19 protein-coding genes are annotated in these 21,341 nt (G+C 67.1%); 12 read left to right on the top strand and 7 right to left on the bottom strand.

What is annotated here, in order from left to right:
- Positions 1–48 precede the first annotated feature (48 nt).
- Positions 49–2,049, bottom strand: coding sequence for an acyl-CoA dehydrogenase family protein (locus VIK36_RS20660; protein WP_324643472.1), 2,001 nt, complete (start codon positions 2,047–2,049; stop codon positions 49–51).
- A gap of 61 nt (positions 2,050–2,110) precedes the next feature.
- Positions 2,111–2,413 (bottom strand): hypothetical protein, encoded by a 303-nt coding sequence (locus VIK36_RS20655; RefSeq protein WP_255173647.1) that lies wholly within the window; start codon positions 2,411–2,413, stop codon positions 2,111–2,113.
- A gap of 259 nt (positions 2,414–2,672) precedes the next feature.
- Between VIK36_RS20655 and VIK36_RS20650 the strand changes: the two genes are divergently transcribed.
- The 4 genes from VIK36_RS20650 to VIK36_RS20635 all read left to right on the top strand — a co-directional run bounded on the left by VIK36_RS20650 (position 2,673) and on the right by VIK36_RS20635 (position 9,379).
- On the top strand, positions 2,673–4,130 hold the full coding sequence (locus VIK36_RS20650; RefSeq protein WP_255173646.1) for a DUF3375 family protein: 1,458 nt from the start codon (positions 2,673–2,675) through the stop codon (positions 4,128–4,130).
- On the top strand, positions 4,123–5,076 hold the full coding sequence (locus tag VIK36_RS20645; protein WP_255173645.1) for a DUF4194 domain-containing protein: 954 nt from the start codon (positions 4,123–4,125) through the stop codon (positions 5,074–5,076). Before VIK36_RS20650 ends, VIK36_RS20645 begins: the two co-directional genes overlap by 8 nt.
- A complete protein-coding gene (locus VIK36_RS20640; protein ID WP_324643469.1) occupies positions 5,073–8,534 on the top strand; it encodes an ATP-binding protein in 3,462 nt (1,153 codons plus the stop codon). Before VIK36_RS20645 ends, VIK36_RS20640 begins: the two co-directional genes overlap by 4 nt.
- A 353-nt stretch (positions 8,535–8,887) precedes the next feature.
- The gene (locus VIK36_RS20635) at positions 8,888–9,379 is read left to right on the top strand and encodes a hypothetical protein (protein WP_324643467.1); all 492 of its coding nucleotides are present in this window, start codon (positions 8,888–8,890) and stop codon (positions 9,377–9,379) included.
- A gap of 68 nt (positions 9,380–9,447) precedes the next feature.
- Here VIK36_RS20635 and VIK36_RS20630 read toward each other — a convergent pair whose 3' ends face one another.
- Positions 9,448–9,942, bottom strand: coding sequence for an FBP domain-containing protein (locus VIK36_RS20630; protein WP_324643466.1), 495 nt, complete (start codon positions 9,940–9,942; stop codon positions 9,448–9,450).
- A 359-nt stretch (positions 9,943–10,301) separates the two neighbouring features.
- Here VIK36_RS20630 and VIK36_RS20625 point away from each other — a divergent pair, with 359 nt between their 5' ends.
- From VIK36_RS20625 to VIK36_RS20600, 6 genes are all read left to right on the top strand, one after another.
- Positions 10,302–11,390, top strand: a complete 1,089-nt coding sequence (locus VIK36_RS20625; RefSeq protein WP_324643465.1) for an iron-siderophore ABC transporter substrate-binding protein — start codon at positions 10,302–10,304, stop codon at positions 11,388–11,390.
- A gap of 64 nt (positions 11,391–11,454) precedes the next feature.
- Positions 11,455–12,483 (top strand): FecCD family ABC transporter permease, encoded by a 1,029-nt coding sequence (locus tag VIK36_RS20620; protein WP_420716278.1) that lies wholly within the window; start codon positions 11,455–11,457, stop codon positions 12,481–12,483.
- 56 nt (positions 12,484–12,539) lie between these two features.
- Positions 12,540–13,577, top strand: coding sequence for a FecCD family ABC transporter permease (locus VIK36_RS20615; RefSeq protein ID WP_324643462.1), 1,038 nt, complete (start codon positions 12,540–12,542; stop codon positions 13,575–13,577).
- Position 13,578: 1 nt separating this feature from the next.
- Positions 13,579–14,394 (top strand): ABC transporter ATP-binding protein, encoded by an 816-nt coding sequence (locus VIK36_RS20610; RefSeq protein WP_324643461.1) that lies wholly within the window; start codon positions 13,579–13,581, stop codon positions 14,392–14,394.
- Positions 14,391–15,431, top strand: coding sequence for a siderophore-interacting protein (locus VIK36_RS20605; RefSeq protein ID WP_324643459.1), 1,041 nt, complete (start codon positions 14,391–14,393; stop codon positions 15,429–15,431). Before VIK36_RS20610 ends, VIK36_RS20605 begins: the two co-directional genes overlap by 4 nt.
- A 223-nt stretch (positions 15,432–15,654) precedes the next feature.
- On the top strand, positions 15,655–16,518 hold the full coding sequence (locus VIK36_RS20600) for an SGNH/GDSL hydrolase family protein (protein ID WP_324643458.1): 864 nt from the start codon (positions 15,655–15,657) through the stop codon (positions 16,516–16,518).
- Here VIK36_RS20600 and VIK36_RS20595 read toward each other — a convergent pair.
- Entirely contained in the window at positions 16,515–16,820 is a 306-nt protein-coding gene (locus tag VIK36_RS20595; RefSeq protein WP_159629763.1) for a YciI family protein, read from the bottom strand. The two genes, VIK36_RS20600 and VIK36_RS20595, sit on opposite strands and share 4 nt — an antisense overlap.
- A 59-nt stretch (positions 16,821–16,879) precedes the next feature.
- On the opposite strand from VIK36_RS20595, the gene VIK36_RS20590 reads away from it, so the two are divergent.
- Both VIK36_RS20590 and VIK36_RS20585 read left to right on the top strand, forming a co-directional pair.
- On the top strand, positions 16,880–17,365 hold the full coding sequence (locus VIK36_RS20590; protein ID WP_255173637.1) for a MarR family winged helix-turn-helix transcriptional regulator: 486 nt from the start codon (positions 16,880–16,882) through the stop codon (positions 17,363–17,365).
- 57 nt (positions 17,366–17,422) lie between these two features.
- Positions 17,423–18,184, top strand: coding sequence for an SGNH/GDSL hydrolase family protein (locus tag VIK36_RS20585; RefSeq protein ID WP_324643456.1), 762 nt, complete (start codon positions 17,423–17,425; stop codon positions 18,182–18,184).
- An 11-nt stretch (positions 18,185–18,195) separates the two neighbouring features.
- Here VIK36_RS20585 and VIK36_RS20580 read toward each other — a convergent pair whose 3' ends face one another.
- The 3 genes from VIK36_RS20580 to VIK36_RS20570 form a co-directional block, all read right to left on the bottom strand.
- The gene (locus tag VIK36_RS20580; RefSeq protein WP_324643454.1) at positions 18,196–18,981 is read right to left on the bottom strand and encodes an FAD:protein FMN transferase; all 786 of its coding nucleotides are present in this window, start codon (positions 18,979–18,981) and stop codon (positions 18,196–18,198) included.
- A gap of 61 nt (positions 18,982–19,042) precedes the next feature.
- Positions 19,043–19,585, bottom strand: coding sequence for an FMN-binding protein (locus VIK36_RS20575; protein ID WP_324643453.1), 543 nt, complete (start codon positions 19,583–19,585; stop codon positions 19,043–19,045).
- Positions 19,582–21,048: a ferredoxin reductase family protein gene (locus VIK36_RS20570; protein WP_324643452.1), complete on the bottom strand. Its 1,467-nt coding sequence runs from the start codon at positions 21,046–21,048 to the stop codon at positions 19,582–19,584. The genes VIK36_RS20575 and VIK36_RS20570 overlap by 4 nt, the downstream gene beginning before the upstream one ends.
- Positions 21,049–21,341 lie beyond the last annotated feature (293 nt).

The raw sequence follows: 21,341 nt of genomic DNA, 5'->3' as shown, positions 1-21,341 counted from the left end.
CCGCCCCGGGTGATAGCAAGCGTGCTTACTATTTTGTGACCTGCGGTTTTACCGGTACTTCCGGTGAAGGTCCTCTTTGGCGGAAGGTCCCGGGGAAGCATCTGCGATCCAGGGACCGGTGCCTTCGGACTGGTCCAGGACCCCCACTTCCAGCCATTCATAATCGCCGGCGAGGACCTTGCGCGTCAGTGTTTGGTCGGCGTCGTCCGTGTTGCGCCACAGCTGGTCGAAGTATTCGTCCACGCGCACCCTCGCCTGCTCGCAATAAGCGTCGGCGAGCTCATAGGCGCCGGCGGCCTTGTCAGGGGAGGTCTTGAGGAGCATCTCGGCCCGGGAGCAGCACGCTGTCATGGCAAACAGTTCCGCGCCGATGTCCACGACGCGGCCCAGGAACGCCTGCTTGCGTTCGAGCTTGGCCTGCCACCGGCCCATGCCGTAGAAGGTTTGCCGCGCCAGCCGCCGCGACGAGCGTTCAACGAAGCGAAGGTGCCTGGCCAGCCTGCCGAACTCACCATACGAGCGGGGGTCCATGCCGGCCCCCGCCACCAGCTTGGGCAGCCACTTGGCGTAGAAGCCGGAAGCGCCGACGGCGGCCTTTGCCTTGTCGGCCAGGCTCGCATCCAGGGAGGCAAGATCGCCCGCGGCGGCAAGGTGCGCGTCCACGGCTTCCCGTGCAATCAGCAGCCGCATGATTTCGGAGGAACCTTCGAAGATCCTGTTGATGCGGAGGTCCCGCAGCTGTTGCTCCGCCGGCACTGCACGTTCCCCGCGGGCGGCCAGTGACTCGGCCGTTTCGAATCCCCGCCCGCCCCGGATCTGGACCAGCTCGTCGGCGATCCGGCAGCTGATCTCCGTGGCCCAAAGCTTTGCGAGCGCCGCTTCGATGCGGACGTCCTTCTGCCCGGCATCGGCAAGTTCGGCGGACAGTTCAAATACGGCGTCCAGGGCAAAGGCCGAGGCCGCGATGAAGGCAATCTTCTTGCCCACGGCCTCGTGTTCGCCCACGGGCCTGCCCCACTGGGTGCGCGCATTGGACCATTCCCGGGCGATTTTCAGGCTCCATCGCCCGGACGCCACGCACAGCGCGGGCAGCGCAAGGCGGCCGGTGTTGAGCGTGGTGAGCGCGATCTTCAGGCCCTGGCCCTCGCGGCCCAGCCGGTTGGCGGCGGGCACCCGGACCTGGTGGAAGCGGGTCACGCCGTTCTCGATGCCCCGCAGGCCCATGAACGCGTTGCGGTTCTCCACCGTGATGCCGGGAGCATCCATCTCCACCACGAAGGCGCTGATACCGCCCTTGTGCCTGGTGCCGTCGGGATCGGTATGCGCCGGGACCACCGCCATGACCACCACCAGTTCGGCGATTACGCCGTTGGTGGTCCAAAGTTTCACGCCGTCCAAAAGGTACGCGTCGCCGTCGTCCGTTGGCGTTGCGGTGCTGCCCAGGCGGGCAGGGTCGCTCCCCACGTCCGGTTCGGTGAGGAGGAAGGCCGTGACGGAGCCTGCGGCACACCGCGGCAGGTACTCGCGCTTCTGTTCGGGCGTGCCGAAGACTTTGACGGGCTCCGGCACGCCGATGGACTGGTGGGCGGAGATGAGGGCACCAAGGCTGGGGTGCACGCTGCCCAGCAGGGCGAGGGCCCGGCCGTAGTACACCAGGGAGAGGCCCAGCCCCCCGTACTCCTCCGGGATCTTCATCCCGAAGACACCCAGGTCCGCCAGGCCCTTGATGTACTCGTCCGGAATCTTCGCATCCCGTTCGATGACGCGGCCGGACATGGTTTTTGCGAACTCGGTGAGGCGGGACATGAACGCCTCGCCCCGGTCCACGGAGGCGGGGTCCGCGGCGGGCCACGGGTGGACCAGGTCCAGGTCGAAATTGCCCAGATAGAGGCCCTTGGCGAAGCTGGGGCGGTCCCAGCCTGTTTCCCGGGCGGCCTCGGCGACGGCCCGGGCATCTTCGGCGGTAGCACCGGCGCCGATGTTTCCGGCGGGGACGGGGGTTTCTTCAGCCGGGGCGTCTTTGGCCTGGCTGTCAGTTGCGGAGGTCATGGGTTATCTCCTTGGCCGGATTGGCCGGTGTAGCCATGGATCCGCCGGGTTGGAGAACCCTTCAGCTGTCCCTCAAGATTACCCGCGGGTAGGTTCCGGTGCTAGGGGATGGCTGGGGCTGGAAATCGCCGGGAAGCTCGACGGCCGAGGCGCGGTGGACCAGCCTGTCCCAGGCGGAGTTGATTCCGTGGACCACCGCCATCAGGGTATTGGCCACCACCATCCAGGTGAGCTTCCCTGCCCCCAGCACTACCAGGGCAACCAGCCCGGCCGTGAGGACGAAGGCGGCCAATAATGCACCAAATACCAGTGTCCCAATGAAGACCAAAGTTGACGTTTCCACTGAGCTTAGATCGAACTGCATGAATCCCCCTGCTGCGACGTTGCTGTGCATAAGACTGCGGTGGCGAAGACCAGTAGCAGAAGCGTAGGGGGACGGATGCCTCCCCAGCCAGTGCTGGATGGGGCTGATGTGACTGTTGATACGGGATTGAAACACTACCCGCAGGTAGGTCACGAAGCGGTCGCGGCGGCCTGCGTTAACCTTGTAGTTGGCAGTTTTCCGGTCCGTCCACTTCGGGCACCCCCTGCCCAGCCCCCGCCCACCAGCCCAAGGAGAGTGTGTGCCCCGCTCCGCCAGGTCATCCGCTGACGCCATCAGCGCCCGGCTCCGGGACCTCGAACTCCTCACCAAGGGGCCTGCCTGGGCCCTGACCCGTTCGGCGCCGTGGGTGATTGCGGTGCTCCAGGCTTCCTTCACCCGCACCCGGCCGCAGGTTCCGCTCGAGGAATTCCATGCCGACGTCGACTCCTTCCTTGAGGAGCTCCGCCGCCAGGATCCCGGGCTGGGGGGAGGGGCCAACGGAAAGGCTTTCGGCGACGAATGGACCCGGCGGCAGTTCCTGACCCGCCGCAACCAGTCAGGCCAGATCGTTTATGAGGCAACCGAGCCGGCAGCGCGCGTGCTCGCCTTCCTGGACAGCCTCTCCAGCGAACGTTCCACCCTGAACGGCTCCCGCCTGGGCACCCTGCTGGGCGACGTGGAGAAGCTCGCCAACGAAACGAACCCGGACCAGAGCGCCCGGCTTGAGGCCCTCGAAGAGGAAATCGAAGAGCGGCAGCAGCTCATCCAGGACATCAGTACCGGAGAGTTCGACGGCCTGCTGGATGACGATGAAGCGGTGGAGGCCGCCGGAAACATCCTGGACCTGGCGGCCAGCCTGCCCGCGGACTACAAGAAGATGCGTGACCGCATCGAGGAATTGGTGGGCGGCCTCCGCAACCAGATCATCGAGGAGTCCCTGACCAAGGGCGCCACCATGGCGCAGGTCCTGGAGGCCGACAAGCGGCTTCGGCAAAGTCCCGAGGGCAGGACGTTCCGGTCCTTCACGGCATTCCTGGAGGATCCGCAGCAGCAGCTGAGGTTCCGGTCGGCCATCGGCGAGGTGCTGAGCCGCCAGTTCGCCGACGACCTCTCGCCCGACGACCGGGAAACGTTGAAGAACCTGGTGGCCGAGCTCCGCCAGCAGCACAGCCAGATCCAGCGCATCTACGGCAAGCTCAGCGAAAGCCTCAACACCTACGTCCAGAGCGACGACTTCCGCCAGTCGGTCCGGCTGCGGCAGGTCCTGCGGGAAGCGGAGCAGGCCATCCGTTCCCTCCCGTACGAGCGGGAACGCCCCGGCCTGGTACCCGGGCCGGTCCTTTACAACGCCGGCTTCGAGTCCCTGTCCATGGTGAAGCTTTTCGATCCCGACGAGTTCGCGGCACCGCCCCGCCTGGCCGATCCCATCGCCTTCACGGACTCGGACCGAGTGCGCTCGCCGCGGACCGGCAAGGCCAAACCGGCGGTAGTCCGGGCGGCCATGGCAGGAGCTGCAACCCTTGCCGATGCCTGGCACCAGCTGCCGCCCGAAGAGCAGCACATCAACACCATCCGCGCCCTCCTCTCGGAAGCCCTGCACGCAGGGGCGGACTTCGACCGCCGCGCCTGGGATGGCCTGGACTTCGAACAGATAGACGGCTCCACCCGCAGGGCCTACCTGCCGGTGGTCACGCTCGCAAAGGATTCAGATGACTGAGGAAAGCACGACGCCGGTAGTTGAGTCCGCGGAAACCCCGGCTGGAGAACACCTGGATGAGTCGTTGGTTGAGCAGGTTGAAACCAGGACGGCACCGGGCGCTGGGTACCCCGGACCTGTTTCACCCCGCGACACCTTCGTCGACGGAGCCGCCTTGTTCCCCGGCGACACCGGAGTCCTGTCGATGAAGGTGCGGCAGGCCCTGGTGAAGCTCCTCAAGGGCCCCTACATTGACGGCGGCCGGGACGAAAAGCTCTGGACAGTGCTGCTGGACAACCAGGTGATCCTGCGCAGCCGCCTTTCCGAGCTGTTCCTGACCCTGCAGCTGGACCATGAGCGGAAAATCGCCGTCCTGCGCCCCGTGGATCCGGAGGTGATCGGCGGCAGCACCCGGTCCAGCATCCTGCGCCAGCAGCGCGCCCTCAGCCGGGTGGAAACCATCGTGCTGCTCCGGCTGCGCCTGCTGCTGGACCGGCACGTCACGGCCCAGACGGACCCCACCATCACCCGCGAGGAAATCACGGACCTGGTGGCGCACTACCAGCCCGCCGGCCAGCAGGACGCCCTCCGCGACTCCGACGTGGTCACCCGCGCCATCACCAAGCTCCTGGCCCGCCAGCTCCTGCTCCCCACCGGACTGGATGACGTCTACACCATCTCCAACGCCTTGCCCCTGGCCCTCCCGTTCGAAAACATCGGCGACATCCCGGCCCACATCGAGGCCCTGGTAGCAGCCTCGGCGGACCCCACAGGCACGGAAGCACTGTTGGAGTTTGACGCCCAGGGTGGGGACGAGAATGACGACGACGGCGCTGCCGCCCCGGGAGTGGCATCGGGCCTGTCGGAGCGGGGCGCATGGTCCGCGGGACCAATGCTGCCCGGCGAAGGGGCGGGGGCAGCAGCGCTGTCGTCGTTCCCAACCACAGCTAAGGAGGCAGGACAGTGACAATCGCGAGCATGCTTCCCTTGGGGGACGTGACCAACCCGGGACAGATGCGGCTTGCCTTGGTGCAGGTGGTCAACTGGGGGACGTTCCACGGCGCGCACACGATGCACGTGGACCGGAACGGCACCCTGCTGACGGGCAACTCCGGCGTGGGCAAGTCCACGCTCTTCGATGCGATGCTGCGGGTGTTCGATGCCCGGCCACGGTCCAACGAAGCCGCCGCGCAGCGTTCGGGTGCCGTGGAGGACAAGCGGACCACTTTCACGTACATGCGCGGCAAGGTGGGGGACAAGGCCGTGGGCGAGGGCTCGGCGAGCGCGTTCCAGCGCCCGGGTGCCACCTGGTCCGCCGTCGCCCTGACGTTCGATAACGCCGCCGGCACGCGGGTGACGGTCTCGGCGCTGTTCGACCTGCCCAAGAACGGCACCGAGTCCAGCGTCGGCCGGTTCTACCTGATCGACAACGTGCCCCTGGACCTTGAGGCGGTGGAGGGCATCGCGGACAAGCGCTTCACCAAGGGCGCGCTGGAGGCGCTCTTCCCGCACGCCCAGGTGTTCGACGTGCACAAGGCGTTCGCGGAGCGGTTCCGGCGCCTGCTGGGGATCAGCTCGGACCAGGCGCTGCCCCTGCTGCGCGTCATCCAGGCCGGCAAGGGCCTCGGCGGCAGCGTCAACACCTTCTTCCGCGACCAGGTCCTCGACGCGCCGGCAACGCTGGCCGCCGCTGACGATGTGGTGGAGGAGTTCAGCAACCTGATGTCGATCCGCCAGCGGCTCGAGGACGTCCGGCAGCAGCGGGACCAGCTGGCTCCGGTCCCGGGACTGAACCGGGAATACGCGCAGTCGCTGCTGGACGCGAACCGGCTCCGTGAGCTGGTGGGCGGGGAGTTCGAGGCGTACCGGCAGCAGCTGGCCGTCACGGTCCACCAGAAGACCCTGGTCCGTTTCCGCGAGCTGGCGCAGGCAAAGGCCAAGGAACTCGGCGCCGAGCGTGCGGTCCGGGACGGCCTGGCCAAGGAGCTGCGGCAGCTGGAAACCGACTACAACAACCAGGGCGGCAACGCGATCTCGGCCATCGAGCAGTCGCTGGAGAACGCCCGGGTTGGCCTGAAACTCAGGCAACAGGTGGAGGAGGCGGCCCAGCAGGCACTGGCCGACGCCGGCCTGCAGCTCGAGTGGAGCGCCGCCGGCTGGGAGCAGGCACACGAGCAGGCGGCGGTCCGGTCCGCCGAGCTGAAGGATGATTCGCAGGCCCTGCAGGAGCTGCGGTTCGAGGCGTTCGACGCGCACGCCACCCGGAAACGCGAACTGGCCGCGGCTGAGCAGGAACTCATCTCGCTGAAGACGCGCAAATCCCTGCTGCCGCCGTCGAGCATCGAAAACCGCGCCGCCATTGCCGCCGCAACCGGCATCCCCGAGGACCGCATGCCCTTCGCCGGTGAGCTCATGGACCTCGCCGACGGGGAGGAACGGTGGCGCCCCGCTGCCGAACGTGCGCTCCGCAACCTCGCCACCACCCTGCTGGTTCCCGGCGAGCACTTCGGCGCCGTGACCCGCTACCTCAATGACCACAACGTCCGCGGCGCGCTGCGGGCAGTGGATGTCTCCAAGCCGCTGGCCGGCGGTGCGCTCGCCGTGGAGGACGCGCGCGACGGCGACCTGCTCACCAAGCTGGACATCCTCGCCTCGGGTGCGGCTGCTGAGGCCGGCGAGTGGGTCCGCGAGCGGATCGCCCTGGACTTCGCCTACCCCTGCGTGGAGGATCCGGACGAACTGGCCGCCCTGGACAAGGGCCTCAGCCTGGGCGGCGTGGTCAAGCGCAACCGGCACACGGTGGAGAAGGATGACCGGTTCACCAGCCGCCAGGATTACGTCGTGGGCTTTGACAATGCGGCCAAGCTGGAGCTCGTGGCCGGGCAGGTGGAGGACCTCCGGCAGGACGTGGCCAAGGCCGCCGAACTGGCGCAGAGCCGGGAGGATTCGCACCAGGGCATGAGCCGGCAGCTTGACGCACTGCGCCGGATCGCGGAAGACGACCGTCCCTGGGAACAGGTGTCTGCCGCGGTGGCCGCCGATGAGCTGGCGCGGATCGAGCAGCGGCTCAAGGATGCCCTGGCGGCACAGGCGGACCTGGAACCGCTCCGCGCCACCATCGAGGAAGTCCGGCACAAGCACCAGTCCAGTACCGAGTCCGCAGCGGTCCTGCAAAGCGAATACAAGGCACTCGACCGCCAGCTGACGGCTGCCGACAGCCTGCTGGAAGCCGCGCGTGACCGCCTGGCCGAGGCGCCGCCGTCGGACGCCACCGTTAAAGCCCTGGAACCCTACTTCGCCGACTTCGGCGAGATCACGGAAATGCACGAGCTGGACAACCTGGCCAACCGGGTGCGGACCGCGCTGCTGGGTGAACTGCACACCGCGGAGTCGCGGGGGCAGTCGACGGCGGAGCGGCTTACCCGAATTTTCGAAGGCTTCGTGCGTGAGTGGGGCAGCGCCATCTCTGCTGACCACGGCACCAGCATCGGCGCGGCGAGCGAGTTCGAGGCGCGCTACCACGCGATCGTGAACGACGGCCTGCCCGCGCAGGAGGCGGAGTTCCGCCAGTTCTTCAACCAGCGCACGCACGAGTCCTTCAGCACCCTGCTGCACCTGCTGGACGAGGAACGCCGCTCCATCACCAGCCGCATACTGCCCCTGAACGGCATCCTGTCGCAGGTGAACTTCCACGAAGGCAGCTACCTGGAGCTGGACATCAAACAGACACTGCCGCCCACGGCCAAGCAGTTCAAGGACGCCATCCAGAACGCGCTGAAGGCCCGGCACAGCCGGCCGGCCAAAACGGAGGCCGCCCGGGCGGAGGGATCCGGCGCTGAGGGGGACGACGACGGCGAGCTCACCGCCCGCTACAAATCCCTGGAGACGCTGGTGAAGCGGCTTGGCTCCCAGGCGCCCGAGGACCGAAGATGGCGGGCCGAGGTGCTGGACGTGCGCGGGCACCTGTTCATCCAGTGCAAGGAGCACCGGGAAGTCACCGGTCCGCGTGGCGGCAAGAAGACCGAGGTATTCATGCACGCCGACACCGGCTCCATGTCCGGCGGCGAGCGGCAACGGTTCACCGCCTTCATCATGGCCGCGGCCCTGAGCTACCAGCTGGGCATCGCCCAGCAGGGCTTCACCACCTACGGCACCGTGATGATGGACGAGGCCTTTGTGCTCGCGTCCGAGGAGTTCGCCGGCGCCGGGATCAAGGCACTGCACGAATTCGGTTTCCAGCTGCTGCTGGCCGCGCCGGAAAACGTGATCGACCTGTCCCGGCACCTGGGCTCCGTCACCGAAATCCTCCGGGACCGGCGCACCAACCGCTCCGGTGTCCTCACCGCGCCGGTGATCCGTCCCCGGGCCGGCGACGAGGGGGCCTGGCGGTCGGAGGCGAACCCGGTGGATATCGTCCTGCGGTAACCGGACACCGCGGAATATCCGCTGAATAACAAATTGGTGGATTTATTGTCCGGGCAGTGGTGGCCGGTGTTTTCGTTGTGCCACTCTGGGATAACCAACCACACCTCGCCTGAATAAATCCCATAGGTACTGCGGGATGCTGGGTCCGCGCTGTTCCACGAGAGAACAATGGCGTCCTCTTGAAAGGCATTCCCATGCGCCTCCCGCAGCGCGCCGTACTTCTCCTCACCGCAGCCGTGCTTTGCGTTGCTGGCTGCTCGACCAGTGGCGGCGTGGCGTCTAATTCCGCCGGTCCGGCTACAGCAACCGCAACGGCAACGCCCCCGCCGGCAATCCAGTCACCAGCGGCGCCAGTGACTTTCACCTTCCCCGATGGCCGGCTTTCCTTCACCCACCCGGCAGGCTGGCGTGTGGAGCACGACCAGGTTTCCACATCACCCTCGGTGGAAACAGCCACCGTGCTGGATGATGCCGGCAAGCAGCAGATCAACATCTACTACAGCCAGGTTGGCGACGCCGGGGCCGGACCAGCCGCGAGGTTTCTCCTGGAGGTGGACCCCGTGCCGGGCCTGGTGGGCCGGGCCGTTCCCACGCCCCATTCGTCGTTCTATGTTGATCATGTCAACGGAGCGGTCCAGTACCGCATGGGGCTCACTGCGGGACTTCCCGTATCACCTGACGGCAAGATCCAGGCCGCCCCCATCATGCTTGGCGACCGCATCCTGGCCGCAGACGTGCTGTTCACCGAAGAGCCGTTCGTCAACGATGACGCGGCGAAGGCCTGGTACTGGGGCGCCGAAGGCCAGACGCTGAAGGCGGTGCTGATGAGCTTCTCCTACCGCTGACCGGCAGGCGGGGGAAGTCCCGTTCACGGCCGTGAACGGAGCTTCCCCCGCCTGATTCTCCTGACGTTCTACTTGGCCTGAACGCGCGCAAGGAACTGCGCCGTGCGGTCCTGCAGGCCCTTGATCTGGCGTTCCACCACGGCGGCGGGATCGGGATTGATCTCATTGACGGGCGGCTCCCTGCGGACGTTGCCGCAGCACACGAAGTCGGCGCAGATCAGGGTGCCGACGGTATTGCCGTTCCGCCCGGACTGGCCTGCCCGCTTGGCGACCCACAACAACACGTCCTCCTTGGACAACACATCCCGGCAGAGCTCACACAGCACCGACCGGTTCTTTTTGGCCCCTCCCTCGGGTGCCCGGAGCATGATCCCGGTGAGGCCCTTTTGTCCCGGGACCACGAGGTAGCCGCGCAGCGGCATCTTCTCATCCCGCCAGCCGAGGAACTCCAGGCTGTCCCAGTCGAGGGAGTCGAAGTTTTTGGGCAGGGTCAGCTTTGCGGCTTCCGAGCGGCTGGCATTGATGAAGGATGAGCGGATTTGCTGGGACGTGACCGATTGCATGGCTGAAACTTTCGTGAAGGGTGGGCGGCCCGGAGCCGGGCCGAGGGGTAACGGGGGAGTCAGTCAGTCTCCGCGGTGCAGGCCAGAGCGGCCACCCCGCTCTCCACGGCAGCGGCGGCCCAGTTGGCCCTCTGCGTGCGCATTGTTCCCGTTGTCCTTTTCGTGTTCAGCCGTCCGGAGTCTCTGGAGCCGGACCAGCAAGGGCCATCCTGCCAAAGGATGCGGGTCCTGTCCAAGCAGCCAACCGCAGGATGTGGGTTTCGTCACGTTGATGGATTAGGTGATAAAAGTGTTGCGTAATGCTGATTTACATAGGTTAGCCTTACTTAAGTTTTGATCAGCCCGATTCAAGGAGCCCCGTGACGTTCCCCCTCTTTCCCGGCACAGCGACCACCCGCCGCACGCTGTTTTCCTCGGCCGCTAAGGCCGCCACAGTGCTGGCCGCGGCGGCCCTCACGCTGTCTGCGTGCAGCACAGGTCCTGCCACCACCGTTGCGGATACCGGCAGCTCCAGCAGCAGCACCGCGTTCCCCGTCACCATCGAGCACGTGTACGGCAGTACCACCATCGAGAAGCAGCCCGCCCGGGTTGCCACCGTCTCCTGGGTAAACGACGACGTCGCCATCGCGCTGGGCGTGGTTCCGGTTGGCGTCCCCAGGAACGAGTGGGGCGGCAATGACAAGGGCTCCACCCCCTGGAAGGATGCCGCGCTTGAAAAGCTGGGCGCCGGCTTCGGTTCCGAAAAGGCCCCGGTGCAGTACTCCGAGGCGGACGGCGTCAACTTCACGGAGATCGCCAAGCTCAACCCGGACGTGATCCTTGCTGCCTATTCCGGCCTCACGGAAGAGGACTACAAGAAACTCAGCGAAATCGCCCCCGTCGTGGCCCACCCCGAGGTGGCCTATGGAACGTCCTGGCAGGACTCGACCACCATCATCGGCAAGGCCCTGGGCAAGGAGGCCGAAGCCACCAAACTGGTTTCCGACACCGAGTCGATGGTCAAGGACAAGGTGGCCCAGTACCCGCAGATCCAAGGCAAGAGCTTCATTTACGGCAACCTGGAGCCCGCCAAGGGCGACGGCGTGAACGTCTACACCGCCAACGACAACCGCCCCCGCTTCCTCAGCGAAATCGGTATGACCCTGGCCCCGGTAGTGGCGGACAACTCCAAGGGCTCCAAGGAGTTCTACATTCCGTGGTCCGCCGAGAAGGCCAATGAACTGCAGTCGGACATCTTCGTCACCTGGGTTCCCGATGCCTCCACCACCGACGCCATCAAGGCGGACCCGCTGCTCGGCCAGATCCCGGCCATCAAGAATGGTGCCCTGGTGGCCGATTCGGACAACACCCTGACCCTTTCCATCTCGGCATCGTCGCCGCTGAGCCTGCCCTGGTCCGTGGACACGTTCCTGCCGCAGCTGGCTAAAGCAGCGGATGCAGTGAAGTAGGCACCCTTTGATGAGTACGACGACGGCGCGTCCGGCAGCGGGCAACGGCACCCAGGTGCAGGCCATGGCAGTCCCCGGCACCCTCCGCGGTGTTGCTCGGGGTAGAAGGCGGCCCGCCTGGCTGCTGGCCGCCGTCGTCGTGCTGGTGCTCCTGGCCGGCACATCGCTGGCCGTGGGCGCCCGTGATGTTCCCCTCGGCACTGTGTGGCAGGCGCTCACAGCGTTCGATCCCGCAAACGGGGACCACGCCGTGGTGCAGGCCCGCATCCCGCGGACCGTCCTGGGCCTGCTGGCCGGCGGTGCGCTGGGCCTTGCCGGTGCCGCGATGCAGGGTGTTGCCCGTAATCCCCTGGCCGATCCCGGCATCATCGGAGTCAACGCCGGAGCTGCCCTGGCGGTGGTTACGGGCATTTACGTCTTCGGCGTGACCACCTTCTCCGGCTACATCTGGTTCGCGTTCACGGGGGCCGCCGCGGCGGCCGTCGTGGTGTACCTCATCGCCTCGCTGGGCCGGGAGGGCGCCACGCCGGTGAAGCTCGCGCTGGCGGGAGCCGCCTTGAGTGCCGGGCTGGCATCGCTCATGAATGTCATCCTGGTTTCCAGCCAGGACACCCTTGACCGGTTCCGCTTCTGGCAGGTGGGCGGCATCGCAGGCCGCGACTGGCCGGTGATCCTACCGGGTTTGCCGTTCCTGGCGGCCGGTGCGCTGGTCGTGCTGCTGGCCGGGCGGACCCTCAACAGCCTTGCCCTGGGGGACGACGTTGCCCGCGGACTGGGCCAACGGGTGGGCCTGTCCCGCGCTGTGGTGGCCCTGGGGGTGGTCCTGCTGTGCGGCACGGCCACCGCGCTGGCGGGGCCCATCGGCTTCGTTGGCCTGGTGGTGCCGCACGCTGTCCGCTTCCTCACCGGCCCGGACTACCGCTGGATCCTGCCGTTGTCCCTGGTGGCCGCCCCGGCGCTGCTGCTGGGCGCGGACATCGTTGGCCGGGTGGTGCTGCTTCCCGGTGAAATCCCGGCGGGCATCATGACCGCCCTGATCGGCGCCCCCGTGTTCGTGTGGTTGGTCCGCCGCGGGAAAGGGGCAGGCCTGTGACCGGCGTTGCGCTATCAGATATGGCTGCCAAAACCGGTCCTAAAGGACCAAAAGCGATGGAGCAACGCGGGGGACGGGGGCGACTGCACCGGACCGCGGTGCTGGCTGCCGCCGTCGTGCTCCTGTTCTTTGCGTCCGTCCTTCTGGGCAGCTACACGGTGACCATCCCGGATTTTTTCACCATCGTCTTCAACCACCTCACCGGCGGTGTGAAGATTCCCGGCGCCAGCTTCATCGTGATGGAGAACAAGCTTCCCCGTGCGGTCATCGGACTCCTGATCGGGATCGCGTTCGGCCTGGCCGGCGCCCTGTTCCAGACCATGCTGCGGAACCCCCTCGCCAGTCCGGACGTCATCGGCATCAGTTCCGGGGCCAGCGCGGCCGCGGTTGTTGCGATCGTTGTTTTCGGCGCATCCGGTGCCGCGGTGTCCGGGGCCGCGCTGGCGGGTGCCCTGGCGGTGGCAGCCCTGATTTACGCGATCTCCCGCGGCGCCCGCCGAACCGGCAGGGGAACCGCTGCCGGAAACAGGCTGGTCCTGGCCGGTGTGGGGACCGCGGCAGCCCTCCAGGCCGTGGTCAGCTTCCTGATGACCCGGGCCGACATCCGCACGGCGGCCGACGCCCTGGTCTGGCTGAACGGATCCCTGAACTCCGCCAACTGGGACCGCGCCGGCATCCTCTTCCTCGCGCTCGCCGCCCTGGTTCCCGCCACCGGGCTTATCGCCGGGCCGCTGCGCATCCTGGAACTGGGGGATGACGCAGCCGCCGGCCTGGGTGTCCGGGTCAACACCGCGCGCCGGGCACTGGTGGTCGTCGCGGTATCGCTGGCAGCAGTGGCGACGGCGGCTGCCGGACCGGTCTCGTTCGTCGCCTTCCTGGCCGGTCCCATCGCACACCGCTTCACCGGCAAAGCCAGCCTGCCGGCGTCGGCCATGGTGGGCGCCCTGATTGTCCTGGCGGCCGACTACTTCGCAGCCAACCTGGCCCCCTTGCTCCTGGGCAGCACCGTGCTGCCGGTGGGCGTGGTCACCGGCGCGCTCGGCGCACCGTTCCTGCTGTGGCTCCTGGTCACGGCCAACCGAAAGGATGCCTGACGTGGCAGTTCTCCAAGCCAAGGACCTGACCCTCGCCTACCACCAGCGCTGCGTGGTGGACGGGCTCAGCGTCCGGATCCCCGAAGGCAGGGTGACCATGATCGTGGGCGCCAACGCCTGCGGAAAGTCAACCCTGCTGCGCGGCCTGTCCCGGCTCCTGAAACCCGCCGGTGGCGCCGTGACCCTGGACGGCAAGGACATCCATTCCCGTCCGGCACGCGAACTGGCCCGCACCCTGGGCCTGCTTCCCCAGCACCCCAGCGCCCCGGACGGCATCACCGTCCGCGACCTGGTGGGGCGGGGACGCTACCCGCACCAGGGCTTCTTCCGCAGCTGGAGTGAAGGGGACGACGCCGCGGTGCAGCGCGCGCTGGAAGCCACCGGAACGCTGGAGCTCGCCGGGCGGGACGTGGACGAACTGTCCGGCGGGCAGCGGCAGCGGGCCTGGATCGCCATGGCCCTCACCCAGGAGACGGACGTCCTGCTGCTGGACGAACCCACCACCTACCTGGACCTGGCCCACCAGGTGGAGGTCCTGGACCTGGTGACGGACCTGAACCGCACGCGGGGCACCACCGTGGCCATCGTCCTGCACGACCTCAACCTGGCCGCACGCTACGCGGACCACGTCATTGCCATGAAGGACGGCGCTGTTGCGGCCCTGGGCTCCCCGGGGGACGTGGTGACGGAGGACCTGGTCAAAGACGTCTTCGGCCTGGAGAGCCGGGTCATCCCGGATCCTGTCTCCGGTACCCCGCTGATCCTTCCCATCGGCCGCCACCACGCCACAACCACCGAACTGGAGCTCGTTTCATGAAGATCCGGCAAAGCGCCGCCACCCAGCCAATGAGCCTTGCCTTCGAGGTGGCCGTCTCCGCTGTCCAGCAGCTGAGCCCCACGTTCCGCAGAATCACTTTCGGCGGCTACTCCCTGCGAGACTTCGGCGTCCACGGCCACACCCTGGACCTCCGGGTCAAGCTGGTCATCCCGTCACGGGCCCCGGACGGCGCGCCGCTGCCGGTCCCCGCCTTCGACACGGGCGACGCCGGCTGGTACCGGGACTGGCTGGCCATGGACCCGGCCGTGCGCGGCTCCATGCGCACCTATACGGTCCGGGAGTCGCGGCTGGATGCGGTGTACCCCGAGATCGACGTCGACTTCGTGATGCACGCCGACGACCACGGACACGCCGGGCCGGCCGCGGACTGGGCATCCAAGGCCAAACCCGGCGACCCGCTCACCATCATCGGCCCGAACAACCGCGCCGCGCACTGCGTCACCGCCGAAACCTATTCCGGCATCGAGTGGCGCCCCGGCATGGCCCAGCGCGTCCTGCTCGCCGGCGACGAAACCGCCGTCCCCGCCATCTCCGCGATCCTGGAAACCCTCCCGTCGTACATGAGTGGCCACGCCTTCCTGGAAGTTGCGCAGGCCGGCGACTTCCTGGAACTCAGCTCCCCGGCGGACATCGAAATCACCTGGCTGGCCCGCGGCGCCGCCATCGGACGGTCCCGGCCGCACGGGCAGCTGCTGCAGGAAGCCGTGCGCAAAGCCGTCCCCGTGCCTGGCTGGGTGGGCATCACGGCGGACGACGGCGGCGCCGGGCCGGAGCCCGATGACGTCAACGTGGATGAAGACATCCTGTGGGAGACCCCCGCGCGCCTGGAATCCTCCGTCATCAGCGGCTCCAGGAACCCGCACCTGGCCGCCGGTGCCCTGCCCTTCTACGCCTGGATGGCGGGCGAAGCAGGGGTCATCAAGGAACTGCGGCGGTACCTTGTCCGCGACGTGGGGATCGACCGGAAACAGGTGGCGTTCATGGGGTACTGGCGGCAGGGCAAAGCCGAAGGGTAGCCCCGGCCCCACCGGGGCGGGAGGCACATCCTCTGCGTGCTCGCTCGTTCCTCGCTTAGACGCACGCTGCCGGATGTCCCTCCCGCCCCGGACGCGTGCTCAGTTTTGGCGTTTTCCCTGCAAACGCGTCATCAGATCCTGCCGGTATTTCTGGAACGCCCCATCACTTACTGTTCATCCCGGCGTCGTACCTGCTTCTTTTCCTTCCGATACTTTCGTGCCTGTGCCCTCTGATCCCTTGCTTCCTGACTCCGGGCGGCGGGTGTTTGTTGCCCTGGGGGATTCCTTTACCGAAGGGGTGGGGGACCGGGATGAGCGGCTGCCCAACGGGGTGCGGGGATGGGCCGACCGGGTGGCCGAGAAACTCGCCAAAGCGCAGCCAGGGTGGAAATACGCCAACCTGGCCATCAGGAGCAAGCGGCTGCGGCACATCGTCGACGAGCAGCTGGAACCGGCGCTGCGGATGCGGCCAACGCTTGTCACGCTCTACGCCGGCGGCAACGACATCCTGGACCTGAAGACCGACATGCCGGCGCTCATGGCGGACTACGAACAGCTGGTGGCCCGGCTGGCCGGCACCGGGGCCACGCTGGTCCTCTTCACGGGTTTCGACGTCAAGGTGTCCGCGTTGCTGGAGCCGCTGAAGAAGCGGAACACCTATTACAACCAGCGGGTCCGGGACATCACGGATAAATACGGTGCAGTGCTGGTGGACTACTGGTCCCTGGACGCCTTCCACGACCGGCGGATGTGGGACTCGGACCGGCTCCACATGTCCAAAGCCGGGCACAAATACCTTTCAGGACAGGTGCTGGACCAGCTGGGCGTGCCGCACAAGATCAAGCCCAAGGACTGGGAACCACCCACCCGGCCCAGTCTGCGCGAGTGGGAGCGGCGCCAGCGGCGCTGGGTCCACGACTGGGTCCTGCCGCTCTTCGGCCGCAAGCTCCGTGGGGTCACGCTGGGGGACACCCTCACCCCGCGCTGGCCCCAGCCGGTCAAAGTCCCGCGGAAGGGCGGGTTGAAGAAGCTCGCCGCGGGAACGTACGACGGCGGCAGCACACCTTACGGCGCCGGCACGCCCTAGGGCGCGGGCTGGGGAGGGGTGTCCAACAGGATTTCGTAGCCCGGGGCCACCCGTCCTGCATGGAACTCCATGACTTCGAAGTCGGCAACCCCATTGGTATAGAACGGATCCTGCGCCAGGCTCGCATCCAGGGTTTCCCGTTCGGCCTGCGACAGCAGCAACCCGCCGGTGCGCGGAATCTTGCGTCCGGCGGCGATGAACACGCCGTCGTCGAACGCCTTCTGCAGCCAGGCAATGTGGGCGTCGTTGTGGAAGTCGACGATCTCCTGGGGCACGCGGTAGGTGAGGGAGACAACATACATGGGGCAAGCCTACCGGCGGCGCACCAGCTACTTGAAGGATCAATCGTAGAATAGGGAACATGACCGAACCCCGCTGGCTCAACGCTGACGAACGCCGCGCCTGGCTGGCACTGGTAAGCATCAATACGCTGCTGCCTGCCGCCCTGGACACCAAGCTGCACGCTGCGGGAAAACTGTCCCTGTTCGATTACACGGTCCTGGCCATGCTGTCCGAAGCCGAGGACCGGTTCCTGCCCATGAGCGAGCTCGCAGCCCGCACCAGTGCCTCCCTTTCCCGCCTCTCACACGTGGTGACCAAACTGCAGAAGCGCGGCTGGGTGGAACGCCGCCCGCACCCCCACGACGCGAGGGTGACCACCGCGCACCTCACCGAGGAAGGCATGGCCACCATCGTGGGCCTGGCCCCGGCGCATGTTGAGGACGTTCGTGGCCTGTTCCTCGATGCCCTGACTGAACAGGACGTGCTGGACTTGGCGCGGATCGGTGAAAAAGTGGTGGGACGCCTGGACTCGGACCACTGGATCCTGCGCGAAACCCAGGGCTGACCTGCGGAGCATCCCGGGTGATTGGTTGCTTCCGGCAACGGGTGGCAAACTAACCGCATGGATTTCACTTCCCGGTTTGTGGCACTTGGCGACTCTTTCACCGAAGGCGTCGGTGACGACGACCCGTCACGTCCCAACGGTGTCCGCGGGTGGGCCGACCGTGTGGCGGAACAGCTCTGCGCCGCGGACCCGGACTTCGGCTACGCCAACCTTGCCATCCGTGGCAGGAAGCTCCGCCAGATCCTGGCTGAGCAGGTGGACGCCGCCGTCGAGCTCAACCCCACCCTGGTGACCATCTACGCCGGTGCCAATGACATTCTCCGCCCGCGCGTGGACATCGATGACCTCCTCGTGGAATACAACGACGCCGTGGGGAAGCTCGCTGCCACCGGTGCCACCGTGATGATGTTCACGGGTTTCGACGCCCGGGGCTCGAAGGTGTTCGGCACCATGCGCGGCCGCACTGCCATCTACAACGAACTGGTCCGCGGGATCGCCGGGGACCACGGCGCCCTGCTGGTGGACTACTGGCGCTTCAGCGAGTACTACGACTGGGGCATGTGGGCCCACGACCGGATGCACATGTCCGCCGCCGGCCACGCGAACATGGCCAAGCGCGTGCTTGAGGTCCTCAAGTATGACCACTCCATTGATGTCCCGCCCATGACTCCGGTCCCGGAACTGAGCGGGGCCGACGCCATCCGTGCCAACGCCCAGTGGTTCCGCGAGTACGCGGCGCCGTGGGTGGTCCGCCGCGTCACCGGCAAATCCTCGGGGGACAACCTGCAGGCCAAGTACCCCCAGCTCACGCGGCTGTAGCGCGGGTCCCGTTAGCGCGGGTCCTGGCTGCGCCTTTCCGACCCTGGCTGGAACGCCGGAGTCGCCAGCATTGAGCCGTCCGCGCGGATGGCCAGTACGGCAACGTCCCAGTTGTCCGCGGCATGGTCCAGCATCCGTGTCCCGCCGGCAACGATGGCGGTGGCCAGGACGTCGGCGGTGACAATATCCTCGGCGGCAACGGTGACCTGGACAAACCCGGCGTCACGCGCCCCGCCCGCCACCCGCCAGATGTGCTCGCCGCGTTCAGCGGAGCCGGAGGTGGCCATCGCGCTATGCCGGCTGTTGCCGCCCAGCGGATATCCGGTGATGAGGGTCTGGCGGTCGGCAGGGTCCACCACGCCGGCTTTCCAGGGCTCGGCGCTGCCGGGGTGCGGCGAGCCGCTGACCAGGACGTCGCCGCCGGCGTTCAGGCACCAGTCCCGGCGGCCCAGGGCAAGGAGCGACGTCCCGGCCTCGCGGATGGCATGGCCCTTGATGATTCCGGACAGATCCAGCACCCCGTCCGGCCTTTCAGGGGTGAAGGCCCCTTCCGTGCGCAGGCGCCACTCATGGGCTTCGGTGTAACGCTCCCGCATCTGTGCTGACGCGTGGGGCAGCTTCAGTTCACCGCGCGCCAGCCGGCTGGCTTCCGACTCGGGACGGTACAGGCTAAACGTGTCATCCAGGTCCCGGAACAGGCGTTCGACGACGGCGGTGGCGGCAGCGAGCACGTCGAGCCCCGGCTGCCCTTCCGCGGGGGAGCCCACCGGCATCGTCAGGCCGATGACCGTTCCCATGCATTCAAAGGTGCGGGCCTTTAGAGTGATGCCAGCCGTGCCGGCGGGTGCCGGCATGGGGTTAGAGGTTTGCTGCATCGATGGCTGCCTGGAGAGAGGTGAGGTAGGCGTCGCTGGTGATGGTGGCGCCGCTGACGGTCTGGACATTGGCAGATTGTGCCGCCAGGACCTTGCTGCGGAGCAGGGGTGCCGCGCGGTTGCTGATCTGGATGGATTCGCCGTCCGTGTTGGTCAGCTGCAGCGCCGTGACATCGGTGATCTTCCCGTTCGCCACCGTGATCTGGACCTGCACAGGGCCAAACCGGGTCTGGACGGTGTTTCCTTTGTAGGTGCCGGAGGCGGAGGAACTGGACGAACTGGAGGATCCGGAGCTTGCGGACCCGGAGGACCCGGAGGAACCTGTGGTCCCCGACGAGCTGGAGGACCCCGACGGCCCTGACGAACCTGTCCCCGCCGACCCCGTGCCGGTGGCACCCGTGGTGCCTGTCGCCGTCGTACTTGATGCCACGGTGCTGATGCCGCCCGCCTGCGTGCCTGTCTGCCAGCCCGCCAGGAGGATCCCGGCGGAGGCCAAAGCTGCTGCGACTGTTCCGCGAATTTTCACCAGTCAAACCTTTCGTGATGGATCTGTTCCTCGGGGACGCCGGCCTTCCCGGCATCCGCAATGACGTTGGCCGCCCACGCCGCCGGGCCGCAGACGTAGACGTCCGCATCCCTGATGTCCGGCACATAGGAGGTAAGGCTGTAGCCGTTGCGCACCGACTCCTCGGGAAGCCAGGTGGACTGGCCGTGGCCCCGCGGCCCGGTGAGGTGGAAGAGCCGGACCCCGCGCGCCTGGCAGAGGTCAAGGATTTCGTTGCCCAGGTAAAGCTCCTTGTCGGTGTGGCCGCGGAGGAGGACCGTGGCCTCGCCAGGAGCGAATGGGGTGGTCTCCAGCAGCGCGCGCAGGGGAGTGATGCCGATGCCGGCGCCGATCATCACCACCTTGTTCTTCGTCCGGGCTGCCGTGCTGAGCATTCCGTAGGGGCCCTCCAGGGCCACCTTGGTGCCCTTCCGCAGCCGGAGCAGCCGGGCGGAACCGTCGCCAAGGTTCCGGACAGTAACCCGCAGCGTCCCCTGGCCGTCCCGGCCGTTGACCACGGGCTCCGCGGACAGGCTGAACGGGTGGGGGTGCCACCACATGCCCGGAGCCAGGAAGCGCCAGATGAAGAAGCGTCCGCCCGTTCCTGCAAGCTGGTCCAGCTTCCGGCCCCGCATAACGATGTTCACCACGCCCGGAGCCACGGCTTCCACACGGGCCACCGTCAGTTGGTGGCGAACGGTGGCCAGCACAGGCTCAAGGATGCGGAAGTACACCAGCGCCGAGCCGGTGTAGATGCAGATGGCGAGCCAATACCACCGCTGCCAGGTGCCGGCGGCGAAGAGGCCGCCCACGCTGAACTGGTGCGGGATTGACGTTGCCACCGCCGCGTAGGTCAGCAGGTGGACCACATACCAGAACTCATAGGGGAAGCGCCGGCGCACAGCCACCAGGGAGGTCACGACGACGGCGATGAACAGCGCCATGGAGACGAACGCCAGCCACATATCGGGCACCTGCACCCACAGGTTGATGGACTCGCTGACCGGGTCCAGTCCCTCGGCCATGCCGTATCCGACGGCGAGCAGGAGGCCGTGCGCCAACAGGAGGTAGAGGGACGGCTTTCCCAGTTTGCCGTGAAATTCCAGGGCCCGGTCATGGCCGATGGTGCGGTCGATGAACGGGATCCTTGCGGCCAGGAGCAGCATGAGCAGGACCAGGTCCATGCCCGCCAGCCCGGCCACGATCCCCGCAGCCGTGAACAGGGCGGCGGGCGAAGTGATGTTGGTGGCCCCGCCGTCGGCCAGCCACAGGGAGATTGCCGCGGCAACGGATGCCCAGGCAATGACGGTCAGCAGGTCCGTCCGCAGCATGCGCTGGCGGTACTGGCGGGCAAACCAGCCGCGGGCGGGTATCTTCGGTGGTGAAAGCTCCGGGCGGCCGGAGCTGCTTGCGGCCGGGGACGCCGGCAGGAGCTGCGTGTTCATGAATCAAACATGCGTGGGGAAGCTATGTCCCTGCTGTGAAAAGGGACCAGCGGCGGCTGTGACCTTTCAGCAGGGGCAAGCCCTTATACACCCGATTGGTCTTTAATTGCGTCAACTCGTAGACTTGGTAGGCGCTAAGTGCGCGGAGCGTGCGCAATTGCTCCGGTTGCCCGGTAATTTTCTCCAGGGTGGCCGGTAGTTAGGGGCTCAAGTTGCGTAACTAACCGTTGCCCGTACATTCTGTGGGTCGCACTTGGCAGCATGGTCCAGCAGCAGATATGCGGATCATTACT

It is taken from the genome of Pseudarthrobacter sp. LT1, assembly GCF_035621795.1.
Taxonomy (GTDB): Bacteria; Actinomycetota; Actinomycetes; order Actinomycetales; family Micrococcaceae; genus Arthrobacter.
This window is presented reverse-complemented; position numbering and strand designations above follow the sequence as displayed.

What these genes read in the sequence shown, in the direction of transcription:
- VIK36_RS20660 (WP_324643472.1), bottom strand. Translation starts at nt 2,049, where the DNA reads ATGACCTCCGCAACTGACAGCCAGGCCAAAGACGCCCCGGCTGAAGAA.
- VIK36_RS20655 (WP_255173647.1), bottom strand. Translation starts at nt 2,413, where the DNA reads ATGCAGTTCGATCTAAGCTCAGTGGAAACGTCAACTTTGGTCTTCATT.
- VIK36_RS20645 (WP_255173645.1), top strand. Translation starts at nt 4,123, where the DNA reads ATGACTGAGGAAAGCACGACGCCGGTAGTTGAGTCCGCGGAAACCCCG.
- VIK36_RS20630 (WP_324643466.1), bottom strand. Translation starts at nt 9,942, where the DNA reads ATGCAATCGGTCACGTCCCAGCAAATCCGCTCATCCTTCATCAATGCC.
- VIK36_RS20620 (WP_420716278.1), top strand. Translation starts at nt 11,455, where the DNA reads ATGGCAGTCCCCGGCACCCTCCGCGGTGTTGCTCGGGGTAGAAGGCGG.
- VIK36_RS20615 (WP_324643462.1), top strand. Translation starts at nt 12,540, where the DNA reads ATGGAGCAACGCGGGGGACGGGGGCGACTGCACCGGACCGCGGTGCTG.
- VIK36_RS20605 (WP_324643459.1), top strand. Translation starts at nt 14,391, where the DNA reads ATGAAGATCCGGCAAAGCGCCGCCACCCAGCCAATGAGCCTTGCCTTC.
- VIK36_RS20595 (WP_159629763.1), bottom strand. Translation starts at nt 16,820, where the DNA reads ATGTATGTTGTCTCCCTCACCTACCGCGTGCCCCAGGAGATCGTCGAC.
- VIK36_RS20590 (WP_255173637.1), top strand. Translation starts at nt 16,880, where the DNA reads ATGACCGAACCCCGCTGGCTCAACGCTGACGAACGCCGCGCCTGGCTG.
- VIK36_RS20585 (WP_324643456.1), top strand. Translation starts at nt 17,423, where the DNA reads ATGGATTTCACTTCCCGGTTTGTGGCACTTGGCGACTCTTTCACCGAA.
- VIK36_RS20580 (WP_324643454.1), bottom strand. Translation starts at nt 18,981, where the DNA reads ATGGGAACGGTCATCGGCCTGACGATGCCGGTGGGCTCCCCCGCGGAA.
- VIK36_RS20570 (WP_324643452.1), bottom strand. Translation starts at nt 21,048, where the DNA reads ATGAACACGCAGCTCCTGCCGGCGTCCCCGGCCGCAAGCAGCTCCGGC.